The sequence below is a fragment of the Comamonas sp. 14P8.1.4 genome, from assembly GCF_057799285.1.
On sequence record NZ_JBYOKN010000005.1, the window covers coordinates 41,935 to 64,978 of the forward strand.

The window sequence follows — 23,044 nt, forward strand, 5'->3', positions numbered from 1 at the left end:
GCCATAATCATTTCTTGCAATTAATCAAGGCAAACGGGTCAAGGTCCGGCGTACACCATCTCGCTCATGTCCTTTGGCCTTAAGTCCCAAGACAGTCCCACAAGGACTCGAGCGAGGGGCACCCAAGGTTTTTCGTTAGAGAAATTCGCAAAGGTTGATCATGGAAATCTCCAAAGCAGAGCAAGCCAATGCAGCGGCTGCTTCTTCGCACACTGCCACCCAAGATTTGATGGGGGCAGAAATTCTCGTCAAGGCGCTTCAAGCAGAAGGTGTGAAACACCTGTGGGGCTACCCTGGCGGCGCAGTGCTCTATATCTACGACGCACTGTACAAACAAGACAGCATTGAACACGTTCTGGTGCGCCACGAGCAGGCTGCCGTGCACGCCGCCGACGGCTTTGCGCGCGCGACCGGTGAAGTGGGCGTGGCGCTGGTGACATCAGGCCCTGGCCTGACCAATGCGGTGACCGGCATTGCTACGGCATACACAGACTCCATCCCGCTGGTGGTGATCAGCGGTCAAACCTCGGTGGCGGCGATCGGCACCGATGCGTTCCAGGAGTGCGATACCGTCGGTATTACCCGCCCCATCGTCAAGCACAACTTCCTGGTTAAGGATGTGCGTGATCTGGCGGCCGTCATGAAAAAAGCTTTTCATGTGGCGCGCACAGGCCGTCCCGGCCCTGTGGTGGTGGACATTCCGAAGGATGTGTCCTTCAAAAAGGCGCCGTACAGCGGTTACCCCAGCTCGGTGGAGATGCGCTCGTACAACCCGGTGAAGAAGGGCCACTCTGGCCAGATTCGCAAGGCGCTGCAATTGCTGCTGGCGGCCAAGCGCCCCTATATCTATACCGGTGGTGGCGTGTTGCTGGGCAACGCCAGCCCAGAGCTGCGTACCCTGGTCGACATGCTGGGTTACCCCGTCACGCACACTTTGATGGGGCTGGGTGCTTACCCCGCCAGTGATCGCAAGTACCTGGGCATGCTGGGCATGCATGGCACGATCGAGGCCAACAACACCATGCAGAACTGCGATGTGCTGTTGGCCGTGGGTGCCCGTTTTGACGACCGCGTGATTGGCAACCCCAAGCACTTCATGTCGGCCGAGCGCAAGATCATTCACATCGACATCGACCCATCGTCGATTTCCAAGCGTGTGAAGGTGGATGTGCCAATCGTCGGCGACGTCAAGGACGTGCTGACCGAGTTGATCGCCATGATCAAAGAAACCACGACCCGCCCTGACGAAGGTGCGCTGGCGCAGTGGTGGAAGCAGATTGAAGCTTGGCGCAGCCGCGATTGCCTGCAGTTTGATCGCACCAACAAGGAAGTGATCAAGCCCCAGGCGGTGGTGGACACCTTGTTCAACATGACCCAGGGTGAAGACGTGTACATCACGTCTGACGTGGGTCAGCACCAGATGTGGGCGGCGCAGTACTACCGCTTTGATGAGCCACGTCGCTGGATCAACTCCGGCGGTCTGGGCACCATGGGTGTGGGCCTACCGTATGCCATGGGTATCAAGCTGGCCAAGCCGCAAGCGGAAGTATTCTGTATCACGGGCGAAGGCTCGATTCAGATGAACATCCAAGAGCTGGCCACTTGCCGCCAGTACAACACGCCGGTCATCATCTGCGCGCTGAACAACCGCTTCCTGGGCATGGTGCGCCAGTGGCAGCAGATTGAATACTCGGGACGCTACTCCAGCAGCTACATGGATTCGTTGCCCGACTTCGTGAAGCTGGCCGAAGCCTTTGGCCACGCAGGTATCTTGGTGGAAGATCCTTCGCAGGTGGAGGCCGCTTTGATCGAAGCGCGCCGCATTGCCCGCGAAGAGAACAAGTGCGTGTTCATCGACTTCCGCACCGACCCCACCGAGAACGTGTTCCCGATGGTGCAAGCGGGCAAGGGCATCACCGAGATGCTGCTGGGCCCTGACGACCTGTAAAAACAAGAGCTGCTAGCGCAAGCTGGCAGCGGTTTTTCAAGTCATTCAGTGCGCAAAAGCAGATTGAATCTGCGCTAAGCGCTCTCATTTTGACGAATCTATTGTGTGCCAAGCCTGTGACTTACCGGTCACAGGGGAGGGCAGCGAAAAGAGGGATCTGGATATGAAACACATCATTGCCGTGCTGCTCGAAAACGAGCCTGGAGCCTTGTCACGCGTGGTTGGCCTGTTTTCGGCCCGCGGCTACAACATTGAATCGCTCACCGTGGCGCCGACGGAAGACCCGTCGCTGTCGCGCATGACCATCCAGACCACGGGCTCGGATGACATCATTGAGCAAATCACCAAGCACCTGAATCGCCTGATTGAAGTCGTGAAAGTGGTGGACCTGACCGAAGGTGCCTACACCGAGCGCGAGCTGATGATGGTGAAAGTGCGCGCGGTGGGCAAGGAGCGCGAAGAGATGAAGCGCATGGCGGATATTTTCCGCGGCCGCATCATCGACGTGACGGAAAAAAGCTACACGATTGAGCTGACGGGCGACCAGTCCAAGAACGATGCTTTCTTGCAAGGCATTGACCGCACAGCGATTTTGGAGACCGTGCGCACCGGTGCATCAGGCATTGGTCGCGGCGAGCGCATCTTGCGTGTCTGAGGCAGTTTGCCGCTTACACTGATTTTTGAACAACGTTTTACACCCCCCATAACAACACTGGGAACAACTGGAGCCAAGCATGAAAGTTTTCTACGACAAAGACTGTGACCTGAGCCTGATCAAGGGTAAGACCGTGGCCATCATCGGTTACGGCAGCCAGGGCCATGCCCACGCGCAAAACCTGAACGAAAGTGGCGTGAAGGTCATCGTGGGTCTGCGCAAGGGTGGCGCTTCCTGGGACAAGGTTGGCAAGGCTGGCCTGACCGTGATGGAAGTGAACGACGCGGTGAAGGCTGCCGACGTGGTCATGATCTTGCTGCCCGACGAAAACATCCCTGAGGTGTACAAGAACAACGTGGAGCCCAACATCAAGCCTGGCGCAACGCTGGCTTTCGCCCACGGCTTTAACGTGCACTACAACCAAGTCGTGCCCCGCGCTGACCTGGACGTGATCATGGTTGCCCCCAAGGGCCCAGGCCACACTGTGCGCTCCGAGTACCTGAAGGGCGGCGGTGTGCCTTCCCTGATCGCCATCTACCAAGACAAGTCTGGCAAGGCGCGTGATGTGGCACTGTCCTACGCTTCTGCCAACGGCGGCGGCAAGGGCGGCATCATCGAAACCAACTTCAAGGAAGAAACCGAGACCGACCTGTTCGGCGAGCAAGCCGTGCTGTGCGGCGGCGCGGTGGAACTGGTGAAGATGGGCTTCGAGACCCTGACCGAAGCTGGCTACGCCCCTGAAATGGCGTACTTCGAGTGCCTGCACGAGCTGAAGCTGATCGTCGACCTGATGTACGAAGGCGGCATTGCCAACATGAACTACTCCATCTCGAACAACGCCGAGTATGGTGAGTACGTGACCGGCCCAGAAGTCATCAACGAAGAGTCGCGCAAGGCCATGCGCAACGCTCTGAAGCGCATCCAAAGCGGTGAATACGCCAAGATGTTCATCAGCGAAGGTCGCCTGAACTACCCATCGATGACGGCCCGCCGTCGCCAAAACGCCGACCACGCCATTGAGCAAGTCGGTGGCCAGCTGCGTTCCATGATGCCTTGGATTGCCAAGAACAAGCTGGTGGACCAGTCGCGCAACTAATGCACAGATAGCGCCCGACACTTTTCGGGCGAAATATGAAGGCCACTGCACGCGCAGTGGCCTTTTTCTTTGCGTGTGTGCGCGGCGCAGCGATACACTGGCAACAGGTCAGCCGCGCATGCGGTCTGCGTAAAATACTATGGTTTTAATAGCTGCCCTGATGTTTGACGGAGCAGCGCACTGGAGGTGCATTTCATGCATGACAGCAATGACGCCCAAACTGGCGACAACGGCGTAGTGATTCGCAAGCGCCGCAAAGGCATTTACATCCTGCCGAACTTGTTCACACTGGCTGCATTGTTTGGTGGCTTCTACGCCATCGTGATGGCCATGAATGGTCGCTTTGATCTGGCTGCCATCGGTGTGTTTTGCGCCATGGTGCTCGATAGCCTGGACGGCCGTGTGGCGCGTATGACCAACACGCAAAGCGCGTTCGGCGAGCAGATGGATTCACTGTGCGACATGGTGTCGTTTGGTGTTGCGCCTGCATTGGTGGCCTATGAATGGGCGCTCAAAGGTCTGGGGCGCTGGGGCTGGATCGCAGCCTTTGTGTACTGCTCCTGTGCAGCCTTGCGCCTGGCACGTTTTAACGTGAACACCGGTGTGGTGGATAAGCGCTGGTTCCAGGGCCTGCCATCACCTGCTGCTGCGGCGCTGGTGGTCGGCTTTATGTGGGTGCTCAACGACTACGGTGTGGTGCGCGGTGAAGATGGCATGCTGACCTGGGTGCAGATGATGTGGGTGATGTTCTTCTTGACGCTGTATTCGGGCTTGACGATGGTGACCAACGTGCCTTTCTACAGTTTCAAAGATGTGAACATGAAGCGCAGCGTGCCGTTTGCGGTGATTATTTTGATTGTGCTGGCCATTGCCATCATCAATATTCATACACCTACGGTGCTGTTTGCCGTCTTTGCGCTCTATGGTTTCAGTGGTTATGTGGTGTATTTGGTGCGCAAGTCCAAGGGGCAGCAAACCAGCGTGATCAGCACTTCCAAGGATGAGCCCGAGGAACGTGGCCTGCACCACTAAGCAAAAACGCGGAAACCCTATTTCAAAAAACTGTGCTAGAGTTGCCCGCATGCAAAACCTGTCGCTAGCCCTACTACTAACCATCATGTCCAACGGGCAGATAGAGTAGCGCGCGCGTACAACACCCTACTTCCACGGCCCGTAGCTTCCAGCGACGGGCCGTTTTGTTTTTGGGGTTGCTGGGACCAGGTCGAATTTTCTTGAATCACGAAAGAGAGCTCCTATGTCGATGTTGCAGAACCCAGCTAGCAAGTACCAGCCTTTTGTCCCGGTACGCCTGACCGATCGCACCTGGCCTGATGCCACCATCAGCAAGCCTCCCGTCTGGTGCAGCGTGGATTTGCGCGATGGCAACCAGGCGCTGATTGAGCCCATGGACATCGAACGCAAGATTCGCATGTTCGAACAGCTGGTCAAAATCGGCTTCAAGGAAATCGAAGTGGGCTTTCCTTCGGCTTCCCAAATTGAGTTTGATTTCATGCGCAAGCTCATCGAGGAAAAGCGCATTCCCGATGACGTGACCGTGCAGGTGCTGACCCAAGCGCGTGAACACCTGATTCGTCGCACATTTGAAGCCTTGGAAGGCGTGCCACGCGCCATCGTTCACCTGTACAACGCCACTGCACCGGTGATGCGCCGCGTGGTGCTGGGTATGAGTGAAGATGAAATTGTCGAGTTGGCGCGCACCAACGCCCAATTGTTCAAGGACATCGCTGCCGAGCACCCCACGACCGACTGGACGTTCGAGTACTCACCCGAAATGTATTCGGACACCGAGGTGGAGTTCTCCAAGCGTGTGGTCGATGCCGTCACTGAAGTTTGGCAGCCCACACCCCAGAAGAAGTGCATCATCAACTTGCCCACCACGGTGGAGCACTCCAGCCCCAACATCTTTGCCGACATGGTGGAGTGGACGCACCGCAACTTGCAGCGCCGTGATTCCATCGTGCTGTCGGTTCACCCGCACAACGATCGCGGCACTGGCACAGCCACCGCAGAAATGGCTTTGCTGGCCGGCGCGGATCGCCTGGAAGGCTGCTTATTCGGCAATGGTGAGCGCACCGGCAACCTGGATGTGGTGAATGTTGCCTTGAATATGTACATCCAGGGCATCAACCCGGGTTTGGATTTCTCGGACATTGACGGCATCCGTGCCACCGTGGAGTATTGCAACCAGTTGCCTGTGCACCCACGTCACCCCTATGTGGGTGAGTTGGTGTACACCTCGTTCTCTGGTTCGCACCAGGACGCGATCAAGAAAGCCTTCTCGGCACGCCAAGAAGGTGACATCTGGGATATGCCTTACTTGCCGATTGACCCCAAGGATCTGGGGCGCAGCTATGAGGCAGTGATCCGCGTGAACAGCCAGTCGGGCAAGGGCGGTATCTCGTACCTGCTCGAAGCTGAGTACGGCTTGCAATTGCCTCGCCGTCTGCAGATTGAATTCTCGCAAGTGGTGCAGCAAGAAATGGATGCTTTGGGCACCGAGTTCACCGCGGCTGATTTGTGGAAGATTTTCCGCAAGGAATTCGCCATGGATGTGGCGCAGGCACCCCAATACCGTCTGGCCGAGGAAGATGGTGTGGTGACCTTAAACGCCAAGCTCAACTGGGATGGCCAAGAGCGCATCTTGGAAGGTGCGGGCACCGGTCCTATTGATGCGTTTGTGCAGGCGTTGTCGCAATCGCTGGGCCGCCAGGTGCGCGTGATGAATTACACCGAGCATGCCGTGGGTGAGGGCGCCAATGCCCAAGCCGTGGCCTATGTGGAAGTGCGTGTGGATGACGGTCACACGGTGTTTGGTGTGGGCATGGATGCCAACATTGTTTCGGCATCGATTCGTGCCATCTTGTCGGGCCTGCGCCGCGTAACTGCGGCACAAACAGCAACAGCTTAAGGCGCGATACGGGCGGCAGTTTGCATGGATCATACAAGTGCCGTCCGGCTACTGACTTGCCGGATTGTGAAATCCGCAGGTCAGACAGGCGGTAGTGCTTGGGCCAAGTTCGGTGCCGCCTGTATTGCTTGCTCTCAAATAATTAGAAATGAGCGCTCACTAGGTGCTACAAACGGTAGGTGCAGGCCTATAATTTGGGCATTCACCACTCCGCAAACGTGTGCATCTGTAAGTTGCACGACTTTGTGCGTGGTCACCGGCACTCCCTTGTTGTTTGTTGCGCGGAGCACTTGCATGCACCACCGATTCTCGTTTGCGTCTCGTCGAATGGCCAAGGCACTGGCTTTTCTGACTTTGAGTTGTGCTTTGGCTTCACCAGCCGCTTACGCCGCCAAAAAGGCTCCGACGAAAAAGCAAGCAACTGCCGCCGCTTCGGCGCAGAAAAAGCCGGTAGCGAAGGCATCTGCCACGAAAAAAGTCGTGGCCCAAAAGAGTAATCGCGCATCGTCCACCAGCCGCAGGGCTGTGGCCGCTAGCTCCGCCAAGTCTGGCAGCAAGGTGGCTCGCAAGGCGACGGCAACCCGTGCGGTCGCCGTCGCTGCCGCAGGTGCCGCCGCCGTGGCGGTGGCGCGGCCTTCGTTTGGTCAGATGGCAGGTCTGCACCAGGTGGCGGATCCGCTGGAGCTGAAATCCAGTGTGGCCCTGGTACTGGACCAGGACACGAAAGAGGTGTTATTGAGCAAGAACGACCACGCGGTCTTGCCCATTGCCTCCATCACCAAGCTCATGACGGGCTTGCTGATTTCCGAAGCGCACTTGCCCATGGATGAAATCATCACCATCACGCAAGACGATGTGGATACCGAAAAGCACAGCAGCTCACGCTTGCGCGTGGGCACCCAGCTGTCGCGTGGCGAAATGCTGCACCTGGCGCTGATGTCCAGCGAAAACCGTGCTGCGCACGCGCTGGGGCGTACCTATCCCGGTGGTCTGGAACACTTTGTTCAGCTGATGAACAACAAGGCCAAGCTGCTGGGCATGAGCGAGACGCAGTATGTGGAGCCCACTGGCCTGTCCAGCCGCAACCAGTCCAGCGCGCACGATCTGGCGACGCTGGTGAACGTGGCACACGGCAATACCTTGGTGCGTCAGCTGTCTACCTCGCCCAGCCATGAAGTGGCCGTGGGCAACCGCATGCTGCAGTTCAACAACACCAACAGCTTGGTCCGGAGTGAGCGCTGGGACATCGGTTTGCAAAAGACGGGCTACATCTCCGAAGCAGGCCGTTGCCTGGTCATGCAGGCGGAAGTCGCGGGCCGCAAGCTGATCATGGTGTTTCTGGATTCCATGGGTAAATACAGCCGCCAGGGCGATGCAGAACGTGTGCGCCACTGGGTGGAGAATCTGGGTGACAAGCACATGCTGGCGGCCAGCAAATAAAGTCCAGCCACTCGCTGTGATCTAGAAAAAGAGAGCAGCTAGCGCAGGTGTTGAATGGGTTTTAGGGTGAAATGACCTTGAATCCATTGAAATACAAGCGCTAGCCGCTCTCTTTTTTTGTTTGTGAATGCTGCACGCAAGATGGGCGCGGCATACCAGAGCTGGCTGGCTACGCGATGCATCCTGCAAGCGCAGGCCCATGAAAAAAGCCGCGCCATGTGCATGGTGCGGCTGGTGATGCGTGTGTGGCGCGGCGTACTGGAATCGAACCAGTGACCCACAGCTTAGAAGGCTGTTGCTCTATCCAACTGAGCTAACGCCACCGCATTTAGTTTGCTAGGTTTCTAGCTTCATAAAGAATAGCAGATTCTCCTAAAAGTGCGGAGCGCTCCGCATTTGTCAAATCTGCCACTTTCATGACTGGTAGTTATTATGCCGGAAATGCGGGCCTCATTTGGTCGGTTTCACCCTTGTGCCGCGTCTTAGGTAGTGGCGCTTGGTTGTGTTGATGGATGTGTGGCCAAGTTGGTTGGCCGCAGCTTGCTCACCACGGCTGTCGGCCACGTCATCGGCGGCCTTGGCGCGCAGGTCGTAGAACCAAAAAGCCCGAATGGCTTCTGCCAATGCATGATTGCCAGCCTTGCTTGCCACATCTGCAGCTTTGGTGCGGGCATCTTCAAAGTGCCTGCGCAGGGTGATGGGCGTGACTGCGGTGCCTTGCTTATTGGTCAGCAGGTTGTAGCTGTGCAGTTTGCACTGCTCTTTGTGCTTGGCCAGGCGGTCCAGCAGGGCGGCCAGCTCACCCTCAATCACAAACCGCAGCGGTGCTTTCGTCTTGCTTTGCCTGATGAACAGGTGCCCGTCTTGAATGTCCTGCTCAGTCAGCGTGCGCACATCGCCAGGGCGTTGCCCTGTGAGGTACGCCAAATCCATAGCGTTCTGCAGCACATTGCTGCCCTGTGCGTACACAGCGCGGTAGACCTCGTCGGTGATGTAGATGTTGCGCTTGCCCAGTGCGTGACCTTCAATGCCGGTGCACGGGTTCTCTGCCTCCGTCCAGCCCCATGCGCGTGCCATGTTAAACATGTGGCTGAACGTGCGCTTCAAGCGGTTGGCTGTGGTGGGCGTGTCTTTGGCCCATTGCAGCAACTGGTAGATGTGCTTGGGCTTGATGGCACCCAGCGGTGCAGGCGTGGGGTTGCAGAAAAAATCACGCAGCTTTTTAAGATCGCCGCGTTGCGTGTTTTGTGTGGACTTGGCTTTGGTGGCAAGCACTTCTGCCTCGTACTTATCCGCCAAGTCGGCAAACGTCTCTTGCGGGCCTTGATGGGGCTGGGCAGAAAGCTCAAGCCATTTTTTGACAGCCTCGCGGTAGTTACTGCCCAGCGGAATCTCTTTGCGGGGCTTGGCGCCGGTGTCAAAGTAGTAATACGTTTTGCCCGACTTCTGTTTGCGGGCACGGAAGTTGGGCATTGAATTAACCATGGGCAAATGCTGGCTCCCACACTGCTGGGGCCATCTCCTGTTTGGTGGTTGTACCTTCAATCACGGCACGTGCCACTATGGGGCGGCCTGCCGCATTCACGTAAAACGGTATGTGCATTGTGCGCAGTGCGGCGGCTTGCAACACCTCGCGGGGTTTGCCCTTTTTGCCCTTTGCAATGCCGGTTAGCTCTTTGATCTCGTCAGGGGTGAGAAACAAGGCCATAGCTATTCCTCCAAAAGAAAAGCCCGCACGGCTTGCACCGGGCGGGCTGGGTTTGTGGGTATAAGTAAAAAGTGGCTCTAGCGCTTATGTGGCAAGCGCTAGTAGCTATAAATTTATGTTTCTAACTAACGCAGTTGCAGGCTGCCTTGCCCAAAGCCGCTGGTGGCAGCGCTTGGCGTGGCTGCGCGGCGTGCCTGAACTTCAGCGCGCTCGGCCATGCGGTGGGTGCAGGCTGCGGCAAGGTTGGCCAAGGCAGTGTCGGGCACCATCAAATCAGTGCGGATGGCCTTGGCCAGCTGCGGCAGCGTCATGGCAATGGAGCCAGATTCCAGCGCTTGCACGTGCGGCCGCAGCTCGTGGCTGTTGCCGGTAAAGCCCAGCAGCAGGCGGGTGAAGTGCGGCGGCTCCCCATCCTTAAGCACCGCATCAAACACGGCTTGGTAGACCTGCGCCGTGGCGGCGTGGGCCATTTGGCGGGCTAAGTCGATGCGACTGGTGGTTTCTTGATTGGGCTGGCCATAGGTGCCTGTTTGGCGAATGCTGGGCAGTACCTCGCTGGTGACCCATTTTGCGAATTTGCGCGCCTCGGGTTTGCGGCTTCGCAGGACGAGGGCATACAGGCCGGACTCGTTGATGATGACCAACTTGCCACCACCATTTCGACTCTCACTATTCGTTATGGTCGAGCGTTCGTCGTCGTCAAGATGGTCGCCAATTGCTTTGCTGGCATTGCTGTAGCCAAGAGCATTGCAGATGTCGTTGGCAACAAACCAAGGTTGGTTGTCGCGGATGATGACGCGAACGGAAAAGATGCCGAAGTTGAAAGGGGTGATGTCAGCCATTGCGGCCTCCGTAGGTTGCATGTTTGCTACAACCACCGCCTTTGACGCCAACCAAAGGGCGGTGACTCGAAGAGGTTGGCGTACCGGGCAACCCTGCGGCAAACCGGCGAGCCTTACGGCTCCCCCTCCGAGCCACCATAAAACTGGGGCCACAGACGAAAAAGCCGCACGACTGCGGGAACAAGTGCGGCTTTTCATCACCGCAGGAAGTTGCTTCGGGACGCCAATCCCGATCACGCTTTACAGGCGTGACAGGTAGAAGTATACGACTTACCAGTCGCAGAATGCGACTGTGATTGCGTTGCTCTGCAACATCTAGATATGTGCTTCGTGTAACCTCGTCACAGTTTCTGACAAGGGGAGAGAAGATGAGCGAAAAGAAAAATAAAACGTGGCCAATGACGCGTGAACAGTCATTTATTGCATCGGCTGTGTTTATCGGATTTTTTGTTCTTTGGTTTTTGTGGGCTGCTGTTGGTCCGTTAGTTTTATGTTGGATTGAAGGTCATTCGGGCTTGGCATCTTGGGTTCAAGCAATAGGTTCAATAGCTGCTTTTACAATTGCTCTGACTGTTTATATTGATAGTGTGAATAAGCGGGAAAGAGATGATTTATTAAATAAAAATAAACATATCCTGTGGATATTAAGAATATTGCACATAATTAAGCGTGACTTTGATGATGTACCTTTAAATGGAAGCGTTTATGCTGCAAGAATAAGATCATCTTATTTTTATATTACATCTTTAGAGAATGAAGCATCAAAAATTCTGCATGAAGAAATTAGTGGTGATCTAATAGAATTTATTTCTACATTTTCAATCTATATCGAGGTGGCAAAAAAGCACGAGAAATTCCTGTTTGATGGAATTAGTGTTGATAATAATAAGGAAGCGGTTAGAATTGAAATTCAGAAATATAAGAATACTTTTATGCCATATTGCAATAATCTCATAGAAAAATTCGAAATTATTTATAAACAAAAGAACGATTAAGATTATGAATTATATGGATGGTTATGTTTTGTCGATGCTTTTCGCTGCTTTATCGATCGTACTTATAGTTGCCGTTTTCTTTTTTAATGATGCGGTATCAAATTTTTTACTTTTTAGGCCTGCTTGGATTTTCTCAATTGGTATTTTTATTTCTACTTCTGGCGCATTGCTTTCATTGAGTGGAGCAGATTTTTTGGTTTTATTGGATACTTTAACTAAAGCAGCTAGTCCAGATAAACAGGAAATTTACAAAAAAATAGCATACGGTTACTTGGCGCAAGTTAAGATATTTGACTATATACTAATTCCAGTTGGTGCCGGTTTTATGGTTTCTGCAATTTTCATGCGATTCACGCTTCTGATGCGATTAAAAGATGAGCAATATAAGCATGATTCTGAAGAATTATATAGGTTGAAAATTGATTTATCTCATAAATATAGAGATATTAATTATTATCTGAATAATAATGAAAGAGGATTAAGGATAATAAATATTAATAAATCCATAGAGTCGATGGAAAAGAAATTGTGGAAAATAGAAGATTCATTTGATAATAAATTTGGTTTATTTGATTTTAAGTATTGCAAAAGAGTTGATCGCCCTTGATTTTATTTATTTTTAATACTTTCAGAAATAGCCGCGTACACAGCAGGCAGACAAATTTCTGTTTGTCAGGCGACGTGTGCTACATGTCAAACAGTTGTTGCACTTGGTGGCCGCTGCCAGAATGAAGGACGGCAGAGATGGCCTTGTGTGTTGCGACGATATAAGAGTGGGTGTTTATGGCAGCGGCTCGATTTTTTAGTGCTTGATATCGGTGGTTGCAGCAACTAAACGGTCAATTAGCTCAGAGGCTTCGCACATGGCATCAGTGATGAGTCGCGTCATCGCGCTGCAGTTTTCAGAGCTTTCCTGATCAAGGGTAAGGGCTGCTTTGAGCTTGAGCATGACGTTGGCCATTTCAGGTGCCAGCGCAATCAAGGCTGCATCTGCCGCGTTTTGTGGCCCAGTGAGTGAGCAGATGCCAATGCGGTTGAGTTCCGGCCCGTAGGTGCGGGCTATGGCGTGGGTTTCTGCCTGGCTGTATATGCGGCAGTGGCCGTGTGGGGCCGGGCCAGTTGTCCAGGGGCCAGGCGTCCATGGGGTACCGATGATTTCAAGTTCTACTGCTTGGTCAGTGTTGGGTTGTTTCATGGAGTGTGAGTGGATTGTTAGGTTGAGCTAAGTCAGGTGGTGGGCTGCCCTCCCGGGCTACGTTTGAAGTTCCGCAACTTCAACCCGAGAGGGCTACCCATGACGACACATGACGCAAATTCGATGGCAGCAGCTGAGCTGGCTGATCGGTATATTGAGATGGTGCTGGCGACCAAGCCTGAGTTACTCATCTCAAAATACATAGCTGATGGGGCGTCTAACCGTATCCCGGACTATGCGAAGGGCTTGGCAGACTTCCGGCAAGAGCTGATTAATCAGCTTTCGCCGCAGCCTTTGCCTCTTTCTGATGACACTTGAGTTCTTCCTTGCAATTCTTGTAGACGGTTGCAATCTCTTTGCCGAACAGCTCGCCGTAATGACCGTCACACTTGAATTTCAAAACGGCAATCAGCGGCAGTAGTGCTTTGATGAGCATGTGAAGTTCTCCTTGGTTAAAAAGCAAAAACAAAGCCCACGCGGAATCATTCCGGGTGGGCTTTTTGGCGGGTGAAGAAAAAAGGCTAGGTCGGCCTGCTACAGATAGGCTTGCCTTTGTTGCCTGAGCGCATCGCGGTCAATGCTGGCGGCGAGTAGCTCCATGTCTGATGCGCTGACACGCTGTGCTGCGAAGTGCGCAGCCCATTGGTCAACGGTGGTGGCCACCTGCCGCACCAGCTCAACGGCGCGGGGCATTTTGATACCGTATTCGTTGATTTGGGTGAGGGCGTTGTCAATGCTGGACTCTGCGCCCATGGTGCCGACGATCAGTTGTTGATAGCCAAGGTTTTGCAGGCTGGGCACAACGTCATACGCAGGGGTGAGGTCGTAGTAGCCGTCTGCCAGGTTCAGGCTGATGCTGTGGTTGCGCTCGTGGTCGTCGGTGTTGTCCATGAGGATGTTGAAGACCATGCGTTTGAACAGTTCTTCGCGCATGGCGGCTTGCCGGTCTGGGTGGCCCAGGCGCAGCAAGATGGTGGCCAGGTTGCTGTAGCTTTGCTCCAGCCCGGCAGCGCGCAGGGCGGTGTGGGCAGACTGGCAGTGCACACGGTAAGGGCCAAGGCGGTCAAACCGCTCAATGGTGAGGGCATGGCGCAATTTGCCGTGGCGCATGGGCAGCGGCAGCACGGCAGTGTTGGCGACGTACAGGCCAGCTTGGGCAGCCAGCGTCATGGTGGCGTGCTCAATGAGCGGGGTGTCTACGGGGTCGTCAACCTCACTGAATTTGATGACGCAGGGGCCGTTGTCAGTTTGCAGCAGCGCCTTGGGGCGTGCGCCGCCCAGTGAGACGCCGGGCTGAATCAGCCGTAGTATTTCTGCGGTGATCGGGGTTTGGCTTTGCACGTCTTCGACTGCGCTGGCCAGTTGTGCCAGATCCGCAAGCTGCGGGTAGGGGCTGAAATAGCGCGGCGTGTAGTCCTCTGCCGAGGTGGAGATGCCCAGCGCGCCAAAGCGGTCGTCGCCGGCGAAGAGCAGCATTTCCAGTATGGACAGGCGCGCGGGGCGGTCGATGTGGCGGATGATGCGCTCGCCCCAGCGGTCAGGGCGGGCATCGTCAATGGCGCCGGGGGCGGTGTTTTTCTGGCCGGTGGTGAAGGTTTGCCCTTGGATAAGGGGCAGGTCTTCGCTGAGGGCAAAGTTCCACCACTCCGGCGCGTAGGTGAAGGTGGCGCAATCAGAGACGAGCTGCGACAGGCCTACCTCGCCCACCAAAGTGGGCGCAGCAGGGTTGACCATGGCCCATACGTAGAGCCGGTCTTGGGGCACATAGGTGCGGGGCGATACGGTGTTGGGTTGGGTCATTTCTTTTTAGGGTCTGACTTGGCGAGGAGGGCGGCTAGGCCTGCGGAGTTTTTATGCATTTCCGCGATCTGCCGCCCTGTCGGTGAATTTTGGAAGTCCATTACGGCCTTCACGCCGGGGGGGAGGGCTCTGCCAAGCTGAACGGCAGGCATCCTTGCTATCGCTTGTCCAAGTTGCAAAGCAGGCAAGTTCTTCATAACGTTGTCTACCTGGACGCTAGGCATTCTTTGCACGACAGGCAGCGCATGCTCAGTGGAAATTGCAGGAGCTTGCGTGGACTTTGCTGGTAAGACCTCAGGCTTTTTCTTTGTTCGCACCTTGGCCACTTCCTTCTCCAGCGCCGCATGGTCGTGCTGCGGTGCGATCAGGTCGGCCAGTCCGCCAGCTTGGTTGATGAGCCACATGCACATTACGTACGAAGCCATGGCCACGGATGGATCACCCCGCTCAATGCGCGCCATGGTGGGTTGCGAGATGCCTAGCTTTTTGGCCCATTGCGCCTGCGACTCTCCACGCCGTTTGCGGGCGATGACGATGTTTTGCGCCAGCTGCTCAATTTGCTGGAGCACGGCTTGTGGGTAGTCGGCAGGTGATGTGTTTTGTCGTGGCATGCATAGATGTTAGTGTTTTATCAAAAACATGCAAATCTATGAATTATTTATTGTTGTGATGCACGTTGATGCTTCGGCTTTAAGTTGAAATTAAATTCATAGATGTATTGGTATTTCATAAATAAATTCATCTATGAATAAAACTATTAAGCGCTTATGCCTTCAGTGGCATGGTGGCCGTAGCGTTGCAACTCATGCCAGTGGGTTAGCACCAGGTGCTGCAGGTGGCCCACGTCTGCAATGTTGTGCAGGTTGAGGTCGGCTTGGATTTGCAGGTGCTCGGTGCTGGTGGCGTGGGTGGTGTGCTGTTCGTGGCCGGGGCGTTCGATGCGCCAGATGGTGCCGCCCAGGCTACGTATCAATGCTGCCTCGTTGTGCTTGTACACATCGGCCAGCACGATGGGGCGGCGGCAGTTGTGGGTGCGGTAGTGGTTGATACGCTGCTGGGTGTGTTTGACCCAGTAAGCGGGGTCTTGCGCACGGCGGTATTCGCTGCCCCACCATTCCAGAATTTGACGTGGGGTGCGGGGTGTTTGCAGGTCGCCTTCTGCGTGGGCTTGCACGCATTGCACAAAGTCTTTGTCTGCACAGTGTTGCAGGGCCAGCATGCGCTGGGGTTGGGTTTTGCCAAGGCGGCTGGCCAAGTCCAGGATGCTGCAGCCAAAGGCTTGGGCTACTTCGGCATAGATGCCGTCGCTGAACGCCATGGCGCGGGCGGCTGCGTGCGTTTCCAGCAGTTGGGCCACGGTAGTTTTGCCGGTGTTGTGGTGGCCGGTAATACCAAGAACGATGGGGCGTTGGGCAGTGCTATTGGGCATGGTGTTGTCTGAATTTGTGAGCACGTTGTGTGCGTTGGTGCTCGACTTCGAAGTAGTTCTGGATGGAAGTGCTTGCACCAAAAGCGCTAGCAGCTCTTTTTTCAATAGCGTTCAGCACGGCGCTGCGGCGGCGGTCCTGGCGGGCCATGGCGGCCAGCACCTCATCCAGCGCGGTGGGTGTGGAGGGGCTTGGTGCTGACGCTGCGGGCCCAGGGGTAGATCCTGAGGGCGTAGGTGGCTGCGGCCGCGCCGTTGCGCTGCTGGGTGGTGAAGCGGGTGTGCTTGCCGCCGTCGAGAACGGTGACTTGGTAGGTGCGCAATGTGCGGGCCATGGCGTTGCTCCTGCGGGTGTTGCGGTGGGGGTGGACGGGTTCATAGGCTGGGCAGCACCAGGGGCTGCCCCAGGCCGGCGCGCACGCGGCGCGGTGGGGCTGGGGGCACGCCGGGCAGTGCGGGTTGGGCCTGGGCTGCGGTCAGCCGCTGCTGCAGTGCCTCTTGCGCCTGCAGGTGCCGGGCGCGCTGCAGGGTGGTGCGTATGTCGGTGGCGGTACTGTTGGTGTAGACAAAGGCCCGGTCCGTCAGCCAAACGCGGGGCAGGGTCAGGCGGCCGGGTGGGTGCTGGTGCATGTCGAGGCTCCGGTGCGTGGACGAAAGAAAGCCCGCTCGGCGGCGGGCTGGCGGGAAGAAAAAGCCGGTGCCTTGCGGCGCGCTGGGGGAAGCGGTTGAGGGAGGGAGGAGAAGCCCCCAGGCCCGGCTGGAAAGTGGTGCATGCAAACCCAAACACCCTGCGGCCAGGGTGCTTGGGTTTTCCCTCTGCTGTCGTACAGAGGGCCACGCCGCTTACGCGGTGGGATTTGCTGATCTTGGCAACCCGGTTTGCCTCACCCTTTGACCGTGTACGCACTTTGGCGGCTGGATACAGCGGGACACTGCGCGGAGCACCCGCCTTGCCGGGTGACGCTATGAAGCCGGACGAACCCCAAACTTTGGCTGGGGAGCAACATCGGCGGTGCAGGGCGAGAGTGGATAGGGAAGGGTGCGCGCTAGGTAGGCGGTAAGGGTGGGTGGAGTCCGCTCTCTGCAATACATTTGAGGTTCCAACTTCACAAACTTCTCGCAGGAGGGACTCCATGACTATGAGCACGCAGCGGCCAGAACCTTTTACCCAAGTGCCTTTGCACCGGCCGCCGCCACCGCCACAACCTTCCAAGTAATAAGGGGTAAGCATGGAGCGCTATCAGATTGAATACGACGTCCACTTTGGCTACTGGTACAACGTGCTGTGCGAGAAGTTCTATGCACGGTGCGATTTGGTCTTCAATCTGATTCAACTGGTTGGAGGCAGCGCAGCGGCTGCAGGCGTCGTCGCCGCCAAACCAGTGTTGATCACTGCCAGCGGCATCATGCTGGCCGTTGCTGCTGCTTTCTCTTTGGCGTGGCAACCGGGCATCAAGGCGGAGCGGCACCGTCAGGCCAAAGATTGCTGGTTGGACCTGAAAGCTGAAATGCTGGAATTGACAGACAAACAGCTTGTCGCCGCATGCGCCCGTTTACAAAAGCATGAAACGGGGATGACTTCCTTGAACCTGCCAGCGGCCAATGCCGCCATACGTTCGCTGGGGCATAAGGATGGCTTTGCAGAGCTGACAGCATGGCAGCGCTTTGTGCAGCGCTTGGCCATGTAACCCTTCCCTATCCACTCTCTTGTTAAAGACCGGGGGCCAAGCCCCGGTCAATGCCGTGGCGCCCATCGCGGGTGCACCTTGCTGCGCGCCGTGGGGCGCTAGACCTTCCTCTTGCATCGATTCGGTACGGGGCGGATCGCTTCCCCAGGGTCATGTCGCGTGGTGCTGCGATGGATGTATTAAACATTGTGTTTATCGATGTGTCAAACATTTTGTTTAAACAAAGTGTTGTAGGTTGCGCAGTGTTGCCGCTCATCCGACAAGCGGAATGATGGGATTGGGCTACAACTCTGAGAGGAGGTCACAGCCATGCAGATGCAACCCAGAGAAACCCGCAAGGAGCAAGAACCCAAGCCCGAGCCAATTGACCCGCCGAGCGATGCTCCGCCGGTTGAGCTACCGGGTGATCCGATGGATAAGCCAAATATTTAGGCGTAAAAAAGCCCGCTTAGTAACGGGCTTTACTTGTGAAATAGTGTGCTATTTAGGAGTCTGTGCTGCTTGCAGTTGCTTGATGAGATCAGCCATTTCTTTGTTCCACGTTGTACCAATCGTTTCAAGTTGGCCGTTGCCATTCGTTAGAGAAATTATGATTTGTTTTGCTAGTTCAGCAAGGCCTAAAGTCGGTAAAACAATTTCAGTAGCTATAAAGTGCGTGACCTCAGAACCATCCGCAGAATGTTGAGAAGGCTGGCTATTAAAAATTAAACGCGAGACTGGGTAGCCCACTGCAATTTGGGACAAGCCTTCACAAAAAACGGGCTGATGGCTTGGCGCAGTGAATTTATGGATTGGTTGAACAGAATGTGTAGAAGGCTGCTTCTGTTCGGTCTGGGATTTTTGGGCGGTCATTGAGCTTATCTCTTATGTCAGCAGTGTTGATGGTATGGAGGTATTGACGTTGCTGAAAATGGCTTTCTGCAATAACGTTGGAAGTCAAAACCCGTGTACTGTTTGACTGGAGTGTCTTTGCTTGCACTGTCAGTGTGTTTTCGGTATCTCTGCGCTGTATAGGGGTGTAGAACACAACATCCCTTGCTTCATCTTCAAAGCTAGATACGTGACGTGCTGCCTCATCAGGCTTATAGGTAGCAGCTAGCATCGTTAGTGTAGAAACAAACTCTACGCGCAGCCCCGTATCAAAAGCGCGGCTCAGCTTGAACAAAGTCTGCAGGCTCAACTGTCCATAGCTAGGGTCTTCCAGGCGCGAGATTGCAGCCTGGGTGGTTTTCATTTGCTTAGCCAGTTCGGATTGACTAAGGTTGCGATCCATGCGAATGGCGCGGATTTGGTGTGCAAGCGCAGTGGTGATCTCTGCTTCTACATAGGCGTCGCGTACTTCCTTATTCCTCTTCATCTTCAGGAAAGTCCTCTCCATCAATTTGGAGAGGGCGACTGGATGCTTGCCCTTCTTTGTGCGCTTTGAAACGCTCGAAGGCGATGTCGAAGGCGTTAGCTGGGTCATAGATCTTTTGCTTATGGTTGCAGATAAGGAGGATGACAAATGTGCTTTTTCCTTCAGGGAAGTAGCCAAAAGCTCTTTCGGCACGGTTATTTGCTTTGTAGCGGATTTCATAGAGTTTGAAGACTGCCGATTTGTACTTGTTGTCGCTTGGTGTGACGTCTTTGGCCTGTGGCTCATTCCATTGAATTCGTGGTGTTACAGCAAGGTGCTCTACCGCACGTTCGAAAGTCATATTGTCTTTTGTGTTGTAGCCATCTATAGCTTTTTGGCTATCGCAACGACCGCTTGCACTTACGAAAACTTCAAACTTCCAAAGCATCATATCAATTTTGCGATATTTATTTGTAGTGATTAACCTGATGTATTGCTTTGGAGAAGGTCTTGCTGCAAGTCGCGCTTACAACTTCTTCCCATTCCACGCCCAAACAACACGCCCCAGTACGTTCAGCTGGTGATCGCCGTTGAGGACGTCCACGGTCTTGATGTTGATGTTGTCTGAACTGACTTCCATAGCCCCATCCATACGGATGCGCACACGCTTGATGTAAAGCTGGCTGCGCACCTCCAGTACGTACACGCCTTCAATGCTGGATGGGTCGCGTGAGCCTATGTCCACCAGCAGCACATCACCATCACTGAAGGTGGGTGCCATGCTTTCGCCGTGAGCGTGGATGAATTTCAGCTCTCGAATATTGCTGGGCCTGATGTGCTGGTTGATCCAGTGCGAGGACAGTGCCAAGTCGCCCACCACATAGTCTGCATCCAGCGCGTCATTGCCCGGGCCCATGCTGCCGCAGTTGGCCAGCAGAGGGATTCGGATCAGGTCTTCAGACTCCGTCATTGCTTGTGTCTGGCGGATAACGGCTGGAGTAGGCGAGCCCGCAGTCATTGAACCTTCGCCCGTGAGTAGCCAAGCAGCGCGAACGCCAATCACGGTTTCTGCAGTCATGGCCCCGGCGCGCGAAACGCCGCGTGTTTCCCAATTTTTCACCGTCTGAGGCGATTCGTTGAGAAGACGAGCAACCGCCGACTGGCCGGAGACGTCTCGCATTTGCTTGGCTGCTTGGTACAGCCGTTCAGTAGAAGCGTGCATGTGTGAAATTTTCTGTTTAGTAAACAAAATGTTGTTAAACGAAATGTTTGACTTTTGTTTAAACTGAATGTTTAATTTGCGCATGCATCAAGACGAACAACTCATCTCTCGGCTCGGCGGCGTAGTGAAGTTCGCAACGCGCTTGGGTCTCGACCCCAAAAAAGGCGGCGCCCAGCGCGTCCAGAACTGGAAGAGCCGTGGCATCCCCGCAGCTATCGAGCGCGATAACCCGTGGATTGCTCAAGAGCGCTGCTTGATGCGCAGCAGTGCCTACCTGCGCGATGCCCCCTTGCCCCAAGCGATGCAGGAGGTGGCGCATGGGCTGGGTTGATCCTCAAAAAGAAAAAGAAGCCTGGGGCTCGCTGATTGCTGGTGGATTCAGCTTGTCACCTCAGACAGCCATTTGCGCATGTGCTCTATCCCAATCAGGCGGCTCTCAGGTACTGCCTCGTGAAGAAGTGCGGTCTCAACGGATTGAAGACGGGCCAATCCAGCTTCACGGAACTGATGTTTGTCCATCGTGCTGCCAGCCACTGCAAGCACAAGTGCAGTTAGCGCATCAATCTGACCGTGGAGGTAGTGAATGTCTTCGTTAAGTGGCTTCTCAGTTGACATGGTCGCTCCTTTTATTTGGGGAATAGATATGAGTGAGAAGAAAGCTGGCGTGCGTATTTATGCCCTGTTGGGCGATGCCCCCTCGCCCCAAGCGATGCAGGAGGTGGCGCATGGCTAACAAGACCACAGCAGCCCAGCGCAGAAAGCGGTTTGCCCTGTCTGTGCCCGATGTGTGGGTGCTGCGTCCGCCTTATCCCAACCAGTTTCTTGCACTGCGGCTGAAACGTGGCCGCAAGGTGATGCAGCGCACGCTGTCGAAAGACGAAGTGGATTTTTTGGTGTGGCAGTTGGGCGGCCTGCTCTGGATGGACGTGCCGGGTGCTGCAGATGAAAAAGAAGCATTGCAGCAAGCCTGTGACCGTTGCTGGAACAAAGCGCTTGGGCGTTAAGGCAGGGGTGATCGCCATGCATTTATTGCGTTTGATTTTTCAGGGTGTCTACGCGTTCACGGATGCCTTTGAGCGGGCTGTAGCGCATTTCTCGCATAACGCCTTCGGCGCCGCCCTGTGCGGTTTGGTGTCTGCGCTCACTGAAGTAGATGGCAGCGCGGGTGGTCAGTTTGTTGGCTTGGTCGGTGATGTAGCTGTCTTGTCCGGCCATTCGCAGAGCGATAGCTCGTACTTGCTGGAGCTTGCTGGGGTCTGCACCGGGTGCGGCGGTGCGCAGCAGTTCTTCGACTTTGTCGCAGTTCGAAAGGATGGTTTGCAGTGACTGAGGCATATCTGACTCCAAGTTCTGTGCGTGTGGAAGAGGTGGTACTGGTGCAAATATGGCGTGGCGGTGGCGATTTGTTTCGCCCGGTGTTGCGTGTGTATTCCAAGTCGGGCGAGTTTCTGGCCGAGCACGATGGCGTGCACCGTGACCCGGAGTACGCCTCGTACTACCTGCGTGATCACGCCCGACATGATTGGTTGGTGCAGCAAGAGCGCGAGCCAGATCCTGCCCAAGCGATGCAGGAGGTGGGGCATGGCTGAAGCTTTGTCAGTTCACCTTGCAGGGCTTGAGCAGCTGCAAGCTGATTTGCAGTTGCTAGCGCAGGCCGCCCAGCGATCGCTTGAGATCCGCCAAGCTCTTGTCGATTGCTTTGGCGCTGGCGTCGAGACTTCGGGCGTCGATATCCAGCGCAGCTCCACATCCACGGCAAATGAGCTTTGGATTGAGGCGAAGCTTTGCGATCGTCTCGCTGCTTTTGTGGCTGCACTTCGGGCAGGGAATGTCGATGCGCTGTGAGTCGAGGATGCCCATGGTTTGGTCCGCCCTTCTTGGTGATGTTGGCTGTGTGAGAGCGTCCATCGTAGCCAAGCCACGGGCGGGCCCCCTTAGCAAGGTGACGGGCGGTGCGCATGCCGGTTACCCCACCACGATGCGCTGCAGTCTGCGCAGGGCTTGCACCTCTTCGAGCGTGGCGCTTTTGGTCATTTGCATTTTGGCAGTGGTCATGTCCAGCCAGGCGTTCATGCGGTCAGCGGTAAAGCCTCTGCGCTCGCACTCAAGGATGGTGGCCATCTGGGCCAAGAACTCTTCCAGAGCAGTGACACGCAGTTTGAGGATGGTGAATTCTTCGGCGGTGGGTGCTGGTGCTTGGTTATGCATGCGGGCTCCTGAACAGGGGGTGTGGCAGTGACGGGGTTCAGTTTCTCAGCCGCTGCTTTCCCTGGCTATGGCGAAAAGCATGCGCACGCCGACATTGCCCGCGGCATGGATGTTTTGGATGCAGCATTTCTGATTGCGCAAGAGACGCCGGGTGGTGTGCAGGTGCTGGCGAACAGGATGGGCGTGTCTCCAAACACGTTGCAGCACAAGTTGAACCCCAACAACGTTTCGCACCATTTGTCTTTGAAAGAGGCGGTGGCTTTGCAGACGGTGTCTGGCTTGCCATATGTGCTGTATGCGATGTCTGCAGCCCTTGACCATGTTTGCCTGCGCTCTCGACCTGATGTAGCGGAGGGCGATGCCTGGGAGGCTTTCCGCTTTTTGCAGCAGTCAATGGGTGAATTGACGGCAGCAGCTGCAGATGCATTGCGTGGTGATGGCGCTGTGAGTGCCAATGCGCAGCGCCGTGTAGAGCATCAGGCCAATGAGTTGATTGCGGGTGTAAGTGCCTTGGTGAATGCCGTGGCAGCCCGCTCACCCAAGCGAGAGGCCTGAG

General features: G+C 55.4%; 31 protein-coding genes and 1 tRNA gene. 13 read left to right on the forward strand and 19 right to left on the reverse strand.

The genetic code is table 11. The features are described 5' to 3' along the window. Window positions 1-160: 160 nt before the first annotated feature. The 6 genes from AC27VO_RS10470 (at window position 161) to pbpG (ending at window position 8,068) form a co-directional block, all read left to right on the forward strand. Window positions 161-1,948 carry an acetolactate synthase 3 catalytic subunit gene (locus AC27VO_RS10470; RefSeq protein ID WP_488666661.1) on the forward strand — a complete coding sequence of 596 codons (1,788 nt, stop codon included), beginning with the start codon at window positions 161-163 and terminating at the stop codon, window positions 1,946-1,948. Between the two features lie 163 nt (window positions 1,949-2,111). Next, the gene (gene ilvN / locus AC27VO_RS10475) at window positions 2,112-2,603 is read left to right on the forward strand and encodes an acetolactate synthase small subunit (protein ID WP_314323491.1); all 492 of its coding nucleotides are present in this window, start codon (window positions 2,112-2,114) and stop codon (window positions 2,601-2,603) included. A 79-nt stretch (window positions 2,604-2,682) separates the two neighbouring features. Then, window positions 2,683-3,699, forward strand: a complete 1,017-nt coding sequence (gene ilvC, locus AC27VO_RS10480; protein WP_488666662.1) for a ketol-acid reductoisomerase — start codon at window positions 2,683-2,685, stop codon at window positions 3,697-3,699. 195 nt (window positions 3,700-3,894) lie between these two features. Further along, window positions 3,895-4,731 (forward strand): CDP-diacylglycerol--serine O-phosphatidyltransferase, encoded by an 837-nt coding sequence (pssA, locus tag AC27VO_RS10485; RefSeq protein ID WP_488666663.1) that lies wholly within the window; start codon window positions 3,895-3,897, stop codon window positions 4,729-4,731. 229 nt (window positions 4,732-4,960) lie between these two features. After that, the gene (leuA, locus tag AC27VO_RS10490) at window positions 4,961-6,628 is read left to right on the forward strand and encodes a 2-isopropylmalate synthase (RefSeq protein ID WP_488666783.1); all 1,668 of its coding nucleotides are present in this window, start codon (window positions 4,961-4,963) and stop codon (window positions 6,626-6,628) included. Window positions 6,629-6,922: 294 nt separating this feature from the next. Further along, the gene (gene pbpG / locus AC27VO_RS10495; RefSeq protein WP_488666664.1) at window positions 6,923-8,068 is read left to right on the forward strand and encodes a D-alanyl-D-alanine endopeptidase; all 1,146 of its coding nucleotides are present in this window, start codon (window positions 6,923-6,925) and stop codon (window positions 8,066-8,068) included. Window positions 8,069-8,314: 246 nt separating this feature from the next. On the opposite strand, the gene AC27VO_RS10500 is transcribed toward pbpG, so the two are convergent. The 4 genes from AC27VO_RS10500 to AC27VO_RS10515 all read right to left on the reverse strand — a co-directional run bounded on the left by AC27VO_RS10500 (window position 8,315) and on the right by AC27VO_RS10515 (window position 10,618). Next, window positions 8,315-8,391: transfer RNA gene (locus AC27VO_RS10500), tRNA-Arg, on the reverse strand. Window positions 8,392-8,518: 127 nt separating this feature from the next. Then, a complete protein-coding gene (locus AC27VO_RS10505) occupies window positions 8,519-9,553 on the reverse strand; it encodes a tyrosine-type recombinase/integrase (protein WP_488666665.1) in 1,035 nt (344 codons plus the stop codon). Beyond that, the gene (locus AC27VO_RS10510) at window positions 9,546-9,776 is read right to left on the reverse strand and encodes a DUF4224 domain-containing protein (protein ID WP_488666666.1); all 231 of its coding nucleotides are present in this window, start codon (window positions 9,774-9,776) and stop codon (window positions 9,546-9,548) included. The genes AC27VO_RS10505 and AC27VO_RS10510 overlap by 8 nt, the downstream gene beginning before the upstream one ends. Before the next feature lie 125 nt (window positions 9,777-9,901). Then, the gene (locus tag AC27VO_RS10515) at window positions 9,902-10,618 is read right to left on the reverse strand and encodes a BRO-N domain-containing protein (protein ID WP_488666667.1); all 717 of its coding nucleotides are present in this window, start codon (window positions 10,616-10,618) and stop codon (window positions 9,902-9,904) included. Window positions 10,619-10,986: 368 nt separating this feature from the next. Here AC27VO_RS10515 and AC27VO_RS10520 point away from each other — a divergent pair, with 368 nt between their 5' ends. Next, entirely contained in the window at window positions 10,987-11,613 is a 627-nt protein-coding gene (locus AC27VO_RS10520) for a hypothetical protein (RefSeq protein WP_488666668.1), read from the forward strand. Between the two features lie 4 nt (window positions 11,614-11,617). Then, entirely contained in the window at window positions 11,618-12,220 is a 603-nt protein-coding gene (locus AC27VO_RS10525; RefSeq protein WP_488666669.1) for a hypothetical protein, read from the forward strand. A 195-nt stretch (window positions 12,221-12,415) separates the two neighbouring features. On the opposite strand, the gene AC27VO_RS10530 is transcribed toward AC27VO_RS10525, so the two are convergent. The 7 genes from AC27VO_RS10530 to AC27VO_RS10560 form a co-directional block, all read right to left on the reverse strand. After that, window positions 12,416-12,808, reverse strand: coding sequence for a hypothetical protein (locus AC27VO_RS10530; protein WP_488666670.1), 393 nt, complete (start codon window positions 12,806-12,808; stop codon window positions 12,416-12,418). Window positions 12,809-13,079: 271 nt separating this feature from the next. Beyond that, on the reverse strand, window positions 13,080-13,244 hold the full coding sequence (locus AC27VO_RS10535) for a hypothetical protein (RefSeq protein ID WP_488666671.1): 165 nt from the start codon (window positions 13,242-13,244) through the stop codon (window positions 13,080-13,082). 98 nt (window positions 13,245-13,342) lie between these two features. Further along, window positions 13,343-14,608, reverse strand: coding sequence for a type II toxin-antitoxin system HipA family toxin (locus tag AC27VO_RS10540; protein ID WP_488666672.1), 1,266 nt, complete (start codon window positions 14,606-14,608; stop codon window positions 13,343-13,345). Further along, window positions 14,605-15,177, reverse strand: a complete 573-nt coding sequence (locus AC27VO_RS10545) for a helix-turn-helix domain-containing protein (RefSeq protein ID WP_488666673.1) — start codon at window positions 15,175-15,177, stop codon at window positions 14,605-14,607. Before AC27VO_RS10545 ends, AC27VO_RS10540 begins: the two co-directional genes overlap by 4 nt. A 188-nt stretch (window positions 15,178-15,365) precedes the next feature. Beyond that, a complete protein-coding gene (locus AC27VO_RS10550; RefSeq protein ID WP_488666674.1) occupies window positions 15,366-16,037 on the reverse strand; it encodes a nucleoside/nucleotide kinase family protein in 672 nt (223 codons plus the stop codon). 161 nt (window positions 16,038-16,198) lie between these two features. Beyond that, the gene (locus AC27VO_RS10555; RefSeq protein WP_488666675.1) at window positions 16,199-16,369 is read right to left on the reverse strand and encodes a hypothetical protein; all 171 of its coding nucleotides are present in this window, start codon (window positions 16,367-16,369) and stop codon (window positions 16,199-16,201) included. A 40-nt stretch (window positions 16,370-16,409) separates the two neighbouring features. Continuing rightward, window positions 16,410-16,664 carry a hypothetical protein gene (locus tag AC27VO_RS10560; protein ID WP_488666676.1) on the reverse strand — a complete coding sequence of 85 codons (255 nt, stop codon included), beginning with the start codon at window positions 16,662-16,664 and terminating at the stop codon, window positions 16,410-16,412. Window positions 16,665-17,263: 599 nt separating this feature from the next. On the opposite strand from AC27VO_RS10560, the gene AC27VO_RS10565 reads away from it, so the two are divergent. Beyond that, window positions 17,264-17,722, forward strand: a complete 459-nt coding sequence (locus AC27VO_RS10565; protein ID WP_488666677.1) for a hypothetical protein — start codon at window positions 17,264-17,266, stop codon at window positions 17,720-17,722. A 480-nt stretch (window positions 17,723-18,202) separates the two neighbouring features. Here AC27VO_RS10565 and AC27VO_RS10570 read toward each other — a convergent pair whose 3' ends face one another. The 4 genes from AC27VO_RS10570 to AC27VO_RS10585 all read right to left on the reverse strand — a co-directional run bounded on the left by AC27VO_RS10570 (window position 18,203) and on the right by AC27VO_RS10585 (window position 20,280). Next, the gene (locus AC27VO_RS10570) at window positions 18,203-18,574 is read right to left on the reverse strand and encodes a hypothetical protein (RefSeq protein ID WP_488666788.1); all 372 of its coding nucleotides are present in this window, start codon (window positions 18,572-18,574) and stop codon (window positions 18,203-18,205) included. After that, a complete protein-coding gene (locus tag AC27VO_RS10575) occupies window positions 18,507-19,079 on the reverse strand; it encodes a helix-turn-helix domain-containing protein (protein ID WP_488666678.1) in 573 nt (190 codons plus the stop codon). The genes AC27VO_RS10570 and AC27VO_RS10575 overlap by 68 nt, the downstream gene beginning before the upstream one ends. Further along, window positions 19,066-19,509, reverse strand: coding sequence for a hypothetical protein (locus AC27VO_RS10580; RefSeq protein ID WP_488666679.1), 444 nt, complete (start codon window positions 19,507-19,509; stop codon window positions 19,066-19,068). The genes AC27VO_RS10575 and AC27VO_RS10580 overlap by 14 nt, the downstream gene beginning before the upstream one ends. 75 nt (window positions 19,510-19,584) lie before the next feature. Further along, window positions 19,585-20,280, reverse strand: coding sequence for a LexA family transcriptional regulator (locus AC27VO_RS10585; RefSeq protein WP_488666680.1), 696 nt, complete (start codon window positions 20,278-20,280; stop codon window positions 19,585-19,587). 82 nt (window positions 20,281-20,362) lie between these two features. On the opposite strand from AC27VO_RS10585, the gene AC27VO_RS10590 reads away from it, so the two are divergent. Continuing rightward, the gene (locus AC27VO_RS10590; protein ID WP_488666681.1) at window positions 20,363-20,611 is read left to right on the forward strand and encodes a hypothetical protein; all 249 of its coding nucleotides are present in this window, start codon (window positions 20,363-20,365) and stop codon (window positions 20,609-20,611) included. A 47-nt stretch (window positions 20,612-20,658) separates the two neighbouring features. Here AC27VO_RS10590 and AC27VO_RS10595 read toward each other — a convergent pair whose 3' ends face one another. Further along, window positions 20,659-20,895, reverse strand: coding sequence for a hypothetical protein (locus tag AC27VO_RS10595; RefSeq protein ID WP_488666682.1), 237 nt, complete (start codon window positions 20,893-20,895; stop codon window positions 20,659-20,661). Window positions 20,896-21,005: 110 nt separating this feature from the next. On the opposite strand from AC27VO_RS10595, the gene AC27VO_RS10600 reads away from it, so the two are divergent. Beyond that, complete coding sequence (locus tag AC27VO_RS10600) at window positions 21,006-21,284, forward strand: hypothetical protein (RefSeq protein ID WP_488666683.1); 279 nt, start codon at window positions 21,006-21,008, stop codon at window positions 21,282-21,284. Between the two features lie 22 nt (window positions 21,285-21,306). Here AC27VO_RS10600 and AC27VO_RS10605 read toward each other — a convergent pair whose 3' ends face one another. Continuing rightward, entirely contained in the window at window positions 21,307-21,615 is a 309-nt protein-coding gene (locus tag AC27VO_RS10605) for a hypothetical protein (protein WP_488666684.1), read from the reverse strand. On the opposite strand from AC27VO_RS10605, the gene AC27VO_RS10610 reads away from it, so the two are divergent. Then, complete coding sequence (locus AC27VO_RS10610) at window positions 21,603-21,869, forward strand: hypothetical protein (RefSeq protein WP_488666685.1); 267 nt, start codon at window positions 21,603-21,605, stop codon at window positions 21,867-21,869. The two genes, AC27VO_RS10605 and AC27VO_RS10610, sit on opposite strands and share 13 nt — an antisense overlap. A 55-nt stretch (window positions 21,870-21,924) precedes the next feature. Here the strand turns inward: AC27VO_RS10610 and AC27VO_RS10615 are convergent, their stop codons facing one another. Both AC27VO_RS10615 and AC27VO_RS10620 read right to left on the reverse strand, forming a co-directional pair. Further along, window positions 21,925-22,188: a YnfU family zinc-binding protein gene (locus AC27VO_RS10615; protein ID WP_488666686.1), complete on the reverse strand. Its 264-nt coding sequence runs from the start codon at window positions 22,186-22,188 to the stop codon at window positions 21,925-21,927. Window positions 22,189-22,245: 57 nt separating this feature from the next. Further along, the gene (locus tag AC27VO_RS10620; protein ID WP_488666687.1) at window positions 22,246-22,488 is read right to left on the reverse strand and encodes a hypothetical protein; all 243 of its coding nucleotides are present in this window, start codon (window positions 22,486-22,488) and stop codon (window positions 22,246-22,248) included. Between the two features lie 105 nt (window positions 22,489-22,593). Here AC27VO_RS10620 and AC27VO_RS10625 point away from each other — a divergent pair, with 105 nt between their 5' ends. Continuing rightward, complete coding sequence (locus AC27VO_RS10625; protein WP_488666688.1) at window positions 22,594-23,043, forward strand: phage regulatory CII family protein; 450 nt, start codon at window positions 22,594-22,596, stop codon at window positions 23,041-23,043. Window position 23,044: the final 1 nt, after the last annotated feature.